Here is a 13,098-nt window from a genome sequence, read left to right as displayed (position 1 = left end):
ACAACAAGCCCACAAGCGGACCACGCTCATGACCACAGACAAGACCTCCCCTTACGAAATCCACGATGACCGCTTCCGCCATCTGATCGTCGGAAATGCCGAGCTGGAAGAGCTTTATTCCGGCTGCCGCTGGGCGGAAGGGCCGGTGTGGTTTGCCGATTTGAACTGCCTGCTGTTCAGCGATATTCCCAATGAACGCATGTTGCGCTGGGTGCCGGATGGCGGCGTCTCCGTGTTCCGCCACCCCTCCAACTTCACCAATGGCAACACACGCGACCGGCAGGGACGGCTGGTTTCCTGCGAACATGGCGGCCGCCGCGTTACCCGTACCGAGGTCGACGGCTCGATCAATGTTCTCGCTGACAGCTATGGCGGCAAGCGGCTCAATTCGCCCAACGATGTGGTGGTGAAGTCCGATGGCAGCATCTGGTTCACCGATCCCACCTACGGCATCCTCTCCGACTATGAGGGCTACAAGGCCGAGCCGGAGCAGAAGACGCGCAATGTTTACCGGCTCGATCCCGCAACCGGAAAGATCGACGTCGCCATCGATGACTTCGTGCAGCCGAACGGCCTTGCCTTTTCGCCTGATGAAACGAAGCTCTATATCGCCGACAGTTCCTACAGCCACGATGTCTCCCGTCCGCGCCATATCCGCGTCTTCGACGTGGTGGACGGCGTGAAGCTCGCCAACGGCCGGGAATTCTGTAATCTCGACAACGGCTTGCCGGATGGTTTCCGTCTGGATACGGCCGGCAATCTGTGGACCAGCGCCGGTGATGGCGTTCACTGCTTTGCGCCCGATGGCACGCTCATCGGCAAGATCAAGGTGCCGCAGACGGTGGCGAACCTTACCTTCGGCGGTCCCAAAAAGAACCGCCTGTTCATCACCGCAACAAAATCGCTCTATTCGGTGTATGTGGCCGCAACCGGTGCGCAGATACCGTGAGGCGCTAAAAACCGTAAGACGCGGGGTGGAAGGAACTGGCAAGACGGCTTCACCGCGCTATAAAAGCGGTATGAACGACGATTCCGGTCCCTTTTTCACCGACGATATGGCACTGGATGGCGAAACCCCGGCCATCGAACCTAGCAGCCGTATGCTGTCATGGGCGCGCAATTCCGCTCTCTATCGGTTGGGGCAGCGCATGATGACGGAACAGCAGCTGCGCGACGCGATCACGCGCAAGGCGCGGGAAAAATTCGTTGATATCAACACCGCACAGGCAAAGGCACTCGGCGAATTCGCCGTGACCTTCGCCTATGGCATCAAGGCGCTTGATGATACCGCCTATGCGGAAATTGCCGTGCGGAGCGGCCAGCGCAGCGGCAAATCGAAACGCGGGCTGGCGCAGAAACTGCAGATCAAGGGCATCGCCCGGGAAACGGCGACGGCCGCGTTGCAGGAGACCAACGATCTGGTCGCCGCCGTCATCTTCGCGCGCAAGCGCGCCTTCGGCCCCTTCCGCCGTGTCGAACTCGATGACAAACGCAACGCCAAGGAATTTTCCGCCTTTGCCCGCAACGGCTTCGGCTTCGACATTGGTGCAAAAGTCATGGCCATGACGGTGGAAGAGGCGGAAGAGATCGTCGCGGAAGCACCGCTCTGACGATTATTGCGGCAGGGGATGCATTTTTAGATAGGCGATCAGGTCCGTTATATCGGTTTCGCTCCACAGCCCAAAAAAGCGCATCGCATTTCCTGGGATCGCCTTCTTCGGGCTGGCAATAAATTTCTGAAGTTCTTCTTCCGTCCACACCCGGCCAGCCGTGCCGGCATCCTTCAACGCCTGCGAATAATGGCCGTAATCGGCGACGGAAGCCATCGGCCTGCCGACCACACCCATCAGATGCGGTCCCATGCGGGTGCGGGGTGTATCCACGCTGTGACAGGTGGAGCAGCGGCTGAAAACCTTTTCCCCATGCGCCGCATCGCCTTCGGCGAAGGCCGTCGTAGACATAAGCAGGAAAAAAGCGGTCACTGCCGCAGCACGTTTGGGTACCGAAATCATAGGCTGGATAATACAACGCCCTCCCCGTTTAACAACGAAGAGGGCGCTTTTTCATATGCGACAGAATGCCCGGCGCAACGCACCGGGTGCTTGCCGGATCAGTTCATGGCCGTCAGCGTAACCGAGGTGCCGGTGGCAGCAAGGTTGAGGCCGACCTGGCCCGTCACGCTGACCGTCTGCAGCTGGATGGAGCCGGAGGTGCCACCGACCAGGATGTTGGTACCGACACCGAGACCGACGGTCACTTCAGCCGTGGCGCCCTGATAAAGGCCGCCGAGCGAACCGCGGTGGTAACCAGCCGTCGGGGCAAACACGGCCCAGACGAGACGGCCCTGCGTGGTGAAACCAAGATCAACGCCCATCTTGCGGATGGCGCCAGTGTAATGGTCGGTGCGGCGTGCGCCCATGGTGGACTGGAAGGTGCAATCCAGTTCCTTGGCGGAGCCGATCACGTAACCGACGCCACCGCCGATATCGCAGCTCAGATAACCGATCTTGACGCCGTTGCGTTCGTCCTGCTCCTGCGGAGCGGGTTCATATCTCGCAAGGTCGGCAGCCAGTGCGGATGCAGCCCCACCGAGGCCCATCGTCATTGCGGCAAAAGTTACGGCAACAGCCTTTTTCATTTTATTTTCTCCTGTTTTAGTCCTACCCGCAGCAGCCCTTCTTGCCCTCTCCGGATATTGAATTCCGCACTGTTAACGTTTGTTCCCTGAAATCGATCCAAAACAACTTAATTGGATGCAAGGAAAGCAAAACAGTTAACAATGTCTAATCGCGGTAGGGTGCCATTAAGACATTGTTAGGGCGGAAAATGCGTTGAAAATTACTGTCAACAACAAGCGCTTCCGGGCGTTGTTTTGCTGCAACAAACTCAAAGCGGGAGGGCGACGGGAAAGCCGGTGGCGGCATGCGTCATGACATCCATGCGCACCCCATAGATGCGCTCCAGCGTCTCCGGCGTCATGATCTCCTGTGGGGTTCCCCTGGCAATCAGATTGCCGGAATGCAGGGCGACGATCTCGTCGCAGAACCGGGCCGCCATGTTGACATCGTGCAGCACCACGATGACGCCGAGACCCTTTTCGCGCGACAGTCTCTGCACCAGCGACAACACTTCGATCTGATGGGCCAGATCGAGCGCCGATATAGGTTCGTCCAGCAGCAGGCTTTCGGCATTCTGGGCCACCAGCATGGCAAGCCATACGCGCTGGCGCTCGCCACCGGAAAGCGTGTCCACCAGCCGGTCGTGGAAGGCCACGGTATCGGTCAACTCAATGGCTTCATCGACCTTCTCCTGATCCGCCTTGGTGAACTGGCCAAGCGCGCCATGCCAGGGATAACGGCCGAGCGCCACCAGTTCCTTGGCGAGCATACCGGAGGCGGCCGGCGTATATTGCGGCAGATAGGCGAGTTTTCGCGCAAATTCCCGGTTGCCCCAGGCGCCCAGCGCCTTTCCTTCAAACGACACACTACCCGCCGTCGGCTCCTGAATCCGCGCCAGAATCTTGAGCAGCGTCGATTTCCCCGAACCATTATGACCGATCAGGCCGATGGTCTTGCCGGTCGTAAAACTTGCCGTCAGCGGCTGCAGCAATGTTCGGCCGGGCACCTCCATCGTCACCCCATCCAGTGAAAAAAGCGGGGTATCGTCGTAGTCGGCGGCAAATGCTGCCTCACCCATGGTTTTTATCTCCGTAAATGCCCTGACACATCATTGGCGCCTGCCTGAAAGCCAGATCAGGTAAGGCGCGCCGGCCAGAGCCGCAAAAAGCCCGAGCGGCAACTCATAGGGAAAGGTGACCGTTCTCGCCCCGAGATCGGAAAGCGCCATCAGCACCGCTCCGAAAAGGAAAGAAGCGAACAGATGATCGCGCGGCGTGGTGAAGCCGGCGCGAAGCGCGATATGCGGCGCCATCAAACCGACGAAACTCAAGGGACCGACGAGCAGCGATGCGGCACCGGTGGCGATACCGGCAACCGCAATGACGGCGATGCGCGCGAGGCTGAGCGGCAGCCCGAGGGAAAGCGGCACATCCCGGCCGAGCGGCAGGATTGTCAGCCAGCGCGTTACCGACAGCGCACCTGAAAGAAGAACGACGGAAAGCACCGCAAGAAATATCGCCGAAGCCGGTGTTGCAGTCGAACCCGAACCGCTGAGCCAGGCGAGAATCTGCCAGGCGCGCTGGTCGCCAATGGCAAGCAGCGCCGAAAGTACAGCCGAGCAGAGCGAACTGACGGCAATGCCCGCAAGCAGTATTTTTTCAGGCGCCAGATACCGGCGCACCGCAAAGAACAACACGAGGGTCATGACGGCCGCCGAGCCGATGCCCGCGCCCACGAACAATTCAAAGAGGCCTGCCGCCGGAAAGATCGTGATGGCGGCGGCAAAACCAAGACCCGCCCCGCCGCTGACGCCGATCACCTCCGGGCTTGCCATGGGATTGCCGGTCAACCTCTGGAGAAGCGCGCCCGCCATGGCCAGCAGACCGCCAGCGGCCATGGCCGCCACCAGCCGCGGCCAACGGAAGGGCAGAAGGCTTTGCAGGTCACTCGCCCTCAGCACCGTCCAGCCATCCGGCCCCTTGCCGATGGCCAGCGCTGCAAAGATCAGCACAGCCAGGATCACAAGCACTGGCAGCAGCGCGGCAAGCCGGCGTCTTGCCGCAACATCGCCGCCTTCGCTGCGGTGGACGTCGGTCGGCCCGATTTTCGGCAACAGCCACAGAAGCAGCGGTCCGCCGATCAGCGCCGTTACCGCGCCCGTGGGGAAAACTTCGGCCGCCGTGCTTGCCAGAAGCTGAACGAGACCATCACAGAACCAGAGCAGCAGCCCGCCCAGCAGCGGCGAAACCAGGAGCACGGCGGATGACCGCCGCACGCCGAGCGCCCGGGTAAGCGCCGGTGCGGCAAGGCCGATGAAACTGACGAGGCCGACCGCAGCGGCAACGAAGGCGGCCAGCGCAACCGCAACGGCCGCGACCGCCAGCCTGATCGAAAACAGCGATACGCCGAGCGATCGCGCCCCGGCATCGCCAAGACCGAGAACCGTCAATGGCCTTATCAGCAAGCCGGTGAGAACAAGGCCCGCGAGGAGCTGGAAGGCGAGAGAAAAGGCATTCGACCAGTCCTGCTGGCTGAGCGAGCCGCCGTTCCAGACGACAAGCGACATCAGATATTCGCCCTGCGCCAGCGTCAGCGCCGCGGAAACGGAAGCAGCCGTGATGCCGACCAGAAGCCCTGATACCACCATGGTCACCGGCTCGAAGGACCGCCGCCAGCCGAGAAGGAAGACAATGCCGGCGGCAACGGCAGCGCCAGTGAGCGCCACCAATGCGCGGTTGCCATCCAGTACCGAGGGAAAGAACAGGGTTGCGATGACGATGGCCAGCTGCGCGCCGGCGGAAATGCCGAGGGTGGACGGATCGGCAATCGGATTGCGCAGCAATTGCTGGAAAAGCGCACCCGACAGGCCGAGCATCGCGCCCGCGAGAATGGCGACAGTTGCCCGCGGCATCAGGCTGAAGGCGAAAATCACCTGATCCATCGACAGCTTGGCAGCATCGAACGGCAGGCCGGGCCATGCGCTGAAAGGTAGCCGCTGCAAGCCGGCATGCAGGGAAAGCCCGCAGGCCCCAACAAATAAAAGCCCGAAGAAAAGCTGGAGAGGCCGCGTCGTCACAGAGCTTCTCCCTGCGCCGTCAAAGCCTCGGTCAGAAGCCGCGCAAAACGCATGCCGGCGGTGATGCCGCCATAGGGGCTGACATTGCCGAGCGTGACCACCCGGTTTTCCCGCACGGCCGGAAGGGCCTGCCAGATGGCGCTGTTGCGCAGGCTCTGACGGGCCTCCACCGGAATATCGGAGACGATGACGATACGCGCCTCCGGCGAAGTGGCAAGATTTTCAAGCGGCACCGGCGCCGCGAAGGTGAATTGCGACCGGTCCACCCAGGCATTGGCCAGCCCCAGCCGGCCAAGGACATCCCCGAACATGCTGTCCGCACCAAAAGCGCGAAAATGCCGGGCGTCACCGATGTTGATCACATAGGTCGGCCGCGCGGAAAAACCGGCAAGGCGGATCCGCATGGCTTGCAGCGCCGCGTCCGTCTCGCTCAGAACCCTGCGCGCCTCATCGGCCCGGACGAGCTTCTCGCCAAGAGCCGAGACCGCTGCGAGCGCCTTTTCGAAAGGCGGCTCGCCCTGCACGTAAAAAGGCAACGAGAAGACCGGCGCAATCGCTTCCAGCCTGCCGGTATAACGTGTGTAGAAAGGCGAAATCAGAATGAGATCCGGCCGGGTCAATTGCAGAAGCTCGAAATTCGGTGCGCCGCGCAGACCGAGATCAGCAACGCTTTCAGGGATTTCCGGCTCGACCGCACCGACCCTGAACTGGATGAGTTCGGTTGCCGCCACCGGCATGACGCCGAGCGCCACGGAGGTTTCGAGCATGGCCCAGTCGATAGCGGCTATGCGCGGTGTCACCGCCGCCCGCGCCTTGCCTGCAAGAGCCGAAGCGGCAAGTAACCCGAGAAATTCCCGCCGCCCCCAAAAGGGAGGCACCCATCGATCCTTGCGCGTCATGCCCCTGCTGCTTCACTTGATATGACATCACCAACGATAGGTCAGCTTGCCCATAACCGTTCTTCCGTCACCGTAATAGCATCCGAAAGTGGAGCAACTAGAAATATATTCTTTATCAGTCAAGTTTTGCGCGAAGAGCGAAGCGCGGTAGTCGCTCTTCTCGTAGTGCATACCGAGATCGAGGAGGGCGAGGCCCTTCATCTCCGCGGCGTGGGCGGCATCGTCGTAACGCTTTCCGACATAACGGAGACCGCCGCCGATACCGAAGCCCTCCAGCGCCGAATCCGATTGCCCAACGGGGATAGCAATACGCACGGTAACGCCAACCGCATGAGGCTACAGAAAAATACCGGTCTTTCGGAGAAGCCGGTTGGGGGAAGAAATGCCCGCCACAAATATATCGTCCCCGCTTGTCCCCGCTGCCCCGGCGCGTCGCATAATCGCGACAGATTTTGATTGACAGGAGACAGCAATGGCTGAGACTTACGAACACTACGCCGCCGGCCTGGAATCGCCGGCATCCCACGGTTTCGACATCGTTCCTGACGATGCGGTCCCGCTTCCTTCGCCCACGCGTGCCATTTATGTCGGCAATGGCGGCCAGCTTTGCCTCACCCTGCTTTCCGGAACGACCGTCACTTTCCAGAACCTTTCCGCAGGCAGCCTTTTGCCGGTCCGGGCGACACGTGTATTTTCAACTCGCACCACCGTGACGGGTATAATCGGGTTGAGCTAGGTGATATATTGCCGCCGCTCAGCCATCGATCTGAAAGCACCCACGCCTGATATGACACTTTCATGACAAAGCTTTCAGGTTGATGTCAGCTAAATGACGCATCCGCCATCAATAGGCCCATGCGGCAGCGTGAACAGGGCGTTTTGCTCGTTTTTCGTTGCCGCCGGCACATTTGAAATCTGGTGGGACCTGGCATTGGCTCTTTTTACCGCGAAAGCGACAGGAATTGAATCGTATCGTCCGGAAATCGGCAGCGTGCCGCTCAGCCTGCTGACGGCGGCTTATCTGCTGTTTTTCATGAATCAGACATTCTGGTCAAAGGTTCACACCTATCTTTCCGCTTATCCGGTTGCCATCGTCGCGCTCTATGTCGCCATGGCGGCGCTTTTCGGCGCCCTCCTCACCATTTTTTCCGCCAAATATCTCATCAAGCCGTTTCTGGTCTTCGTCATATTCGCGGCGGCCGCCGCCTCCTGGTTCATGGACCGTTACGGCGTCGTCATCGACAGCGACATGATCCGCAACGCCATGGAAACCACGCAGCCAGAGGCGGGCAATCTGATTACCCCCGGTTTTGTCTGGCATATGGCGATTTACGGACTGGTGCCCTCCATCGTCATCGCCGCCATCCGCGTCCGGCATCGGCCAATCCTCGACAAGCTTCTGTGGAACACCGTCAGCATTCTGGTGTGCCTTGGCGTCGTCGGCATCATCAGCTTTGCGAATTCAAAGACATTCACCACGGCCATCCGCCAGCACAAGGATATCGTCAAAAGCGCCAACCCGTTGTCGCCGATGATGTCCGCCGTCCATTATTTCACGCAAGCCGGCCAGGAAGCCGAAATTCAGGTCAGCCCAATCGGCAAGGATGCGAAGGTTCTTCCCGCAGCTGGAGGTGTCCATAAGCCGCGTATTACCGTCATCGTTGCGGGCGAGACCGCTCGCGCCGCGAATTTTTCCCTGAACGGCTATGGGCGCGACACCAATCCGGAACTGGCCAAGCGCGACGTGATCTATTTCCCCAACACGACCAGCTGCGGCACCGCGACGGCCATGTCCATTCCCTGCATGTTCTCGAAATTCCCGCGTTCACAATATAGCCATAGCAAGGCACTCGCGAATGAAAACGTCATGGACGTCCTCGTCCACGCCGGTGTCAGTGCGACATGGCTGGACAACAATACCGGCAGCAAGAACGTCGCCGACCGTATCCCCTATTTCGACCTGCCCTCCACAAATGACAGCCGCTTCTGCACCGGTGGAGAATGCCGCGACGATATCTTCTTCGACAAGCTCGACGCCTGGCTCAACAACGTCACGAAGGATAGCGTCATCGTCCTGCACCAGATGGGCAGCCACGGGCCGACCTATTATCTGCGCTATACCGACGAATTCCGCAAATTCACCCCGGATTGCCGCACTGCCGAGCTTGGCAATTGCAGCGATGCCGAGATCGTCAATTCCTATGACAACACGCTTCTCTACACCGACCACTTCCTCTCGACCGTGATCGACAAGCTGAAAGCACGCTCCGACAAGCTGGCAACCGGCATGATCTATGCGTCCGACCACGGCGAATCGCTTGGCGAGAACGGTGTCTACCTGCATGGTGCACCCTATCTGCTTGCCCCCGACCAGCAGACCCATGTGCCGTTTCTCGTCTGGTTCGACGATGATTTCGCCAAATCCATGGGGCTCAACCGGGCCTGCCTTGCGAAAAGTGCCGCAGAGGGTGGACGCTCCCACGACAATTATTTCCACAGCATCCTTGGCATGATGAACGTCTCCACTTCCGCCTACGATCCTTCGCTGGACGTGTTCGGCGGCTGCACCCAGCGCCAGAACAGCTGAACAGACAGTGCTTGACGCTTATCCCGTGAAAGCGATACGCAGGACGACGCGATAAAGGGAGCTGTCTTGCGGGTTCTGCTTGTTGAAGACGATCATGTCCTTGGAGAGGCGTTGCGAGACCATGTCGCAGCGGCCGGCCATGCTGTTGACTGGTTCAAGACGCTGGGCGACGCCACAGTGGCAACGCTGACCATGGCCTATGGCCTGATCTTGCTAGACATGCGCCTGCCGGATGGCGAAGGCATCACCCTTCTGCAAACCCTGCGCAAGCGCGACGACGCGACGCCGGTGATCATCCTGACGGCACATGATCAGGTTTCCGACCGGATTGCCGGGCTGAATGCCGGCGCGGACGACTATCTGGTGAAGCCTTTCGACCTTGATGAGCTTTCGGCGCGCATGCTGGCGGTCTCGCGCCGTTACGAGGGCCGCTCGGCACCCGTCATCCGCCTGCCCGGCATCGAGATCAACCAGGTGGCGCGCAATATCACGGTCGACGGAACGGCCCAGACACTCAGCGCCCGCGAATGGGCCGTGCTGGAAAAACTGGTCGAACATCCCGGCGCGGTCGTCTCGAAAGCCCAACTGCACGACACGCTTTATGAATTCGGCGCGGAAATAGAGAGCAACACGGTCGAGGTCTATATCAGCCGGCTGCGCAAGAAAATCGGCCATGACCGCGTCGAGACCGTGCGCGGCGTCGGCTACACAATCAAGTAAGTCAGACGGCAGATAGGCCAGACGGCAAGCAAGCAAATAACAAGTAGGCAGAAATGGCCAGACCGACCAGCATGACCCGCAAGCTCGTGACGGCGCTCACCAGCGTCGTCGCCATATCCTGGCTCCTCGCCTGCGGGCTGGGCGTCATGGTGATGCAGGACGAATTTGCTGAGATTTTCGATGCCGGCGTGCAGGAAACGGCCGAAAGGCTGCTGCCGCTTCTGGCCGACGATCTCAGGGAAAACAACACCGCCCCCGCCTCGCGCAAGCTCAACCCTTCGGCGGAAGGCGCGGAATATCTGACCTATCAGGTGCGCGACCGCGAAGGACAGGTCGTGCTGCATTCGCATGACAGCTCGACGGAGCCTTTCGAAGTCTCACTCGATCCCGGTTTTTCCGAAACCGCGACACAGCGCATCTACACGGTTGCAACGCCGGACGGCAATTATTTCCTGCAGGTCGCCGATGCCTTCGCCAACCGGCGCGAGGCGATCGAGGAAGCGGGCAGCGCGCTGCTCTTGCCCGTGCTCATCCTCATTCCCGCCAGCATCTTTGCCGTCATCGTGGTGGTGCGCAGAACCCTGCAACCGATACAGACCCTGCGCGACGAAATCGGCAAAAAGGATGGCGGCAATCTTGCGCCGCTCGAAACGCAGCCCTTTCCCGGCGAACTGCATCCCATCGCCCGCTCGGTCAATCTGCTGCTTGGACGGCTGCGATCGGCAATCGAGGCGGAGCGGGAATTCACTGCCAACAGCGCCCACGAATTGCGCACACCAATTGCTGGCGCGCTGGCGCAGGCGCAACGGCTGCACGCCGACATTCCGCCGGAACTTGCGCCGCGCGTCGAGAATATCGAGAAATCCCTGCAACACCTTGGCCATCTCGCCGAAAAGCTGCTGCAGATGTCACGGGCCGAAGCAAGGATCGGCGTGACCGATACGGCGAATGATGTCATCCCCGTTCTCGAACTCGTCATCGATGACATGGTGAGAACGGCGATTGGCAAATCCCGTATCCGTTTCACCAATCACTGCGAGGACGGCCTGCCTTGCAGGATAGGCGCGGACGCCTTCGGCATCATCGTTCGCAATCTTCTCGAAAACGCCCTGATCCACAGCCCGGCGGGAAGCCCGGTGCAGATTTTGGCCGAACAGGACGGCACGATCCGCATCATCAATTCCGGACCGGCAATCGACAGGGCGCTATTGCCCAAACTGACGACTCGTTTTGCCCGAGGCCCGACCAAGGCGGATGGCACCGGACTTGGCCTTGCGATCGTCAAAAGCCTGGTGGAGCAGACCGGCGGCGAATTGCTGCTTTCTTCACCGGCACCCGGCCGGCAAGATGGCTTCGAGGCCCGCGTGGTTCTTCCCGTAGAAATCGCCTGAGGGCGCTGACACAAAAAGTGCGGCCGCCATGCTGCGGCGCATTATTTTATATTGCATTGCAGTATGACGATTGCGGTCTCGCTGGTTTTGGTGATGAGACCGAGGGATGGCAACACCAGACCATTGTAATCCGTCTTGCTACCCGCCTGCGCTCAAACTAAAAAATATCAATGATTTATGATATATCGGACATCCAGATCGAAAAGCTTCTCATCGCCGCCGCACGGGCAGGCGAAGCGCTGGCGCGGCTGGACGAACGGATCAGCCGCTCGCCGATGAAACACGGCTTCATCGAAAGGCAGGATTTCACCGACGCGATTTCCTCCATGTGGGTCGATGGCGAACTCGTCCATATGGAAGATCTGGTCCTGCATGACGCCCATATGGATGTGCGTGCGCCGACCCACGAGATGACGGCAGCGCATCGGATTTTGCGGTCGCGGCGGCTGATCTTTTCCAATGCCGCCGGCTGGGCCTTCACCACGCCCGGCCTTTCCAGACTGCGGGGCAGAGCCACACTTGCAGCCGACGAGGCAGCACGTCCCAGTGAAACCGGGGATCACGCCCGCAGCGACGAGAACGAGACGGATGGGGACGCGCTGCTGGATGGGGCTTTTTCCGAACTGGATGCGCTTCTGGCGCGAAGCTCCGCGGCACTTGAGGCGATTACCGCCGGCAACATGCCCGCGCCCATGAACCAGCGGCAGGAAGGCCACCCGGTCATCAACGAGCCTGACTGGGACGAAGAGGAACGGCTGAAAGAATGGCTGGAACTGCATGCACGGACGGCAGAACTGCCGGCCATCCTTCGCACCGCCATTCTGCTTGACGCGTGGAACATGATCGAGGTGCTGCAGCGCAGCCCCTGGCTCGGTCGGCTTCTCGCCGCCGCCTTTCTGCGTGAGGGGGCCGTGACGCCTGATCACCTGCCGGCGCTCAGCGCCGGTCTTCGCGCCGTTCCGCGCGAGCGCCGACACGCCAGAAGCCAGACGCAGCGGCTTCAGGCGCTTCTGGACAGTTTTTACGAAGCGGCGCAGGCCAGTTTGAAAGAACATGACCGGCTGACCCACGCGCGGGATCGCATGATGCGCAAGCTCACCGGCCGGCGCTCATCCTCACGTTTGCCGGAACTGGTTGAGCTGGTGGTTTCCCGGCCGGTGGTTTCGGCGGCAATGATCGTCAAGGAACTCGGCACCACGCCGCAGGGTGCAATCGGGCTCGCCAATCAGCTGGAATTGCGGGAGGTTACGGGTCGTGGCCGTTTCCGTGCCTGGGGCATGCTTTAAGCGTGGCATTCTGAAATACGGTCTGCACGAGACAGGAAAATTCCATGTCGTCCAGCCGTTTTCACCACTGAAAATGCCGCAGGAATGCGGCGATCACGAATCTTAACAAAATTTAACTATTGCGTAGGTGGGCGAAGCGTCTATGTTCCTCGCTGCGTTGCAGCACGATTTCTTCTCCGGCAACGCGGTCGCATTCGGCCCCCGGCAACTTTTCTTTGCCGCCCGCATTTAAGTGTCCATCATCAGGGAGATGCAATAATGACAATTTCAGTCTCAGAACTTAATTCCGATCAAGAAACAGATGCTCCTTTCGCCAAAAAAGTCCTGACGGCGCGCACGCTCGCCGGCTATACCGTCGAACAGCTTGCCGTCACCTGCGGCCTCACCACCACCGAAATCCACGCACTGGAAGACGGCACCGACAGCGATCCATCGCGTATCAGACGCGTTGCCGCCGCCCTGCATATTCCTGTCGAAACCGTTATCTGATCGCCCATAACGATAACCAAAAATCTCAGCGC

13 protein-coding genes and 1 pseudogene are annotated in these 13,098 nt (G+C 60.1%); 8 read left to right on the top strand and 6 right to left on the bottom strand.

Annotation, left to right across the window (positions count from 1 at the left end; genetic code table 11):
• Window positions 1-28: 28 nt before the first annotated feature.
• Window positions 29-949, top strand: coding sequence for an SMP-30/gluconolactonase/LRE family protein (locus DXT96_RS17255; RefSeq protein ID WP_153515697.1), 921 nt, complete (start codon window positions 29-31; stop codon window positions 947-949).
• Between the two features lie 70 nt (window positions 950-1,019).
• The gene (gene recX, locus DXT96_RS17250) at window positions 1,020-1,610 is read left to right on the top strand and encodes a recombination regulator RecX (protein WP_153515696.1); all 591 of its coding nucleotides are present in this window, start codon (window positions 1,020-1,022) and stop codon (window positions 1,608-1,610) included.
• Between the two features lie 3 nt (window positions 1,611-1,613).
• Here the strand turns inward: recX and DXT96_RS17245 are convergent, their stop codons facing one another.
• The 6 genes and pseudogenes from DXT96_RS17245 to DXT96_RS17220 form a co-directional block, all read right to left on the bottom strand.
• Complete coding sequence (locus DXT96_RS17245) at window positions 1,614-2,012, bottom strand: cytochrome c family protein (protein WP_153515695.1); 399 nt, start codon at window positions 2,010-2,012, stop codon at window positions 1,614-1,616.
• A gap of 98 nt (window positions 2,013-2,110) precedes the next feature.
• On the bottom strand, window positions 2,111-2,638 hold the full coding sequence (locus DXT96_RS17240) for a DUF992 domain-containing protein (RefSeq protein ID WP_149901263.1): 528 nt from the start codon (window positions 2,636-2,638) through the stop codon (window positions 2,111-2,113).
• A gap of 248 nt (window positions 2,639-2,886) precedes the next feature.
• Window positions 2,887-3,696 (bottom strand): ATP-binding cassette domain-containing protein, encoded by an 810-nt coding sequence (locus DXT96_RS17235; protein WP_153515694.1) that lies wholly within the window; start codon window positions 3,694-3,696, stop codon window positions 2,887-2,889.
• 30 nt (window positions 3,697-3,726) lie between these two features.
• Window positions 3,727-5,694 (bottom strand): Fe(3+)-hydroxamate ABC transporter permease FhuB, encoded by a 1,968-nt coding sequence (gene fhuB, locus DXT96_RS17230; protein ID WP_371418905.1) that lies wholly within the window; start codon window positions 5,692-5,694, stop codon window positions 3,727-3,729.
• Window positions 5,691-6,593, bottom strand: a complete 903-nt coding sequence (locus DXT96_RS17225) for an iron-siderophore ABC transporter substrate-binding protein (RefSeq protein WP_153515693.1) — start codon at window positions 6,591-6,593, stop codon at window positions 5,691-5,693. The genes fhuB and DXT96_RS17225 overlap by 4 nt, the downstream gene beginning before the upstream one ends.
• Before the next feature lie 27 nt (window positions 6,594-6,620).
• Window positions 6,621-6,878: pseudogene (locus DXT96_RS17220) on the bottom strand (TonB-dependent siderophore receptor); the annotation flags it as partial.
• A gap of 187 nt (window positions 6,879-7,065) precedes the next feature.
• On the opposite strand from DXT96_RS17220, the gene DXT96_RS17215 reads away from it, so the two are divergent.
• From DXT96_RS17215 to DXT96_RS17190, 6 genes are all read left to right on the top strand, one after another.
• Window positions 7,066-7,329: a hypothetical protein gene (locus tag DXT96_RS17215; RefSeq protein ID WP_153515692.1), complete on the top strand. Its 264-nt coding sequence runs from the start codon at window positions 7,066-7,068 to the stop codon at window positions 7,327-7,329.
• A gap of 195 nt (window positions 7,330-7,524) precedes the next feature.
• The gene (locus DXT96_RS17210) at window positions 7,525-9,180 is read left to right on the top strand and encodes a phosphoethanolamine transferase (RefSeq protein ID WP_153515691.1); all 1,656 of its coding nucleotides are present in this window, start codon (window positions 7,525-7,527) and stop codon (window positions 9,178-9,180) included.
• Window positions 9,181-9,246: 66 nt separating this feature from the next.
• Window positions 9,247-9,900, top strand: a complete 654-nt coding sequence (locus DXT96_RS17205; RefSeq protein WP_149901268.1) for a response regulator transcription factor — start codon at window positions 9,247-9,249, stop codon at window positions 9,898-9,900.
• Between the two features lie 53 nt (window positions 9,901-9,953).
• Window positions 9,954-11,291, top strand: a complete 1,338-nt coding sequence (locus DXT96_RS17200; RefSeq protein WP_153515690.1) for a HAMP domain-containing sensor histidine kinase — start codon at window positions 9,954-9,956, stop codon at window positions 11,289-11,291.
• 170 nt (window positions 11,292-11,461) lie between these two features.
• Window positions 11,462-12,577, top strand: coding sequence for an RHE_PE00001 family protein (locus tag DXT96_RS17195; protein ID WP_153515689.1), 1,116 nt, complete (start codon window positions 11,462-11,464; stop codon window positions 12,575-12,577).
• A 258-nt stretch (window positions 12,578-12,835) separates the two neighbouring features.
• Window positions 12,836-13,066: a helix-turn-helix domain-containing protein gene (locus DXT96_RS17190; RefSeq protein WP_153515688.1), complete on the top strand. Its 231-nt coding sequence runs from the start codon at window positions 12,836-12,838 to the stop codon at window positions 13,064-13,066.
• Window positions 13,067-13,098 lie beyond the last annotated feature (32 nt).

The sequence above is a fragment of the Agrobacterium sp. ICMP 6402 genome, assembly GCF_009498615.1.
In the GTDB taxonomy this organism is placed as follows: Bacteria; Pseudomonadota; Alphaproteobacteria; order Rhizobiales; family Rhizobiaceae; genus Agrobacterium; species Agrobacterium burrii.
This window is presented reverse-complemented; position numbering and strand designations above follow the sequence as displayed.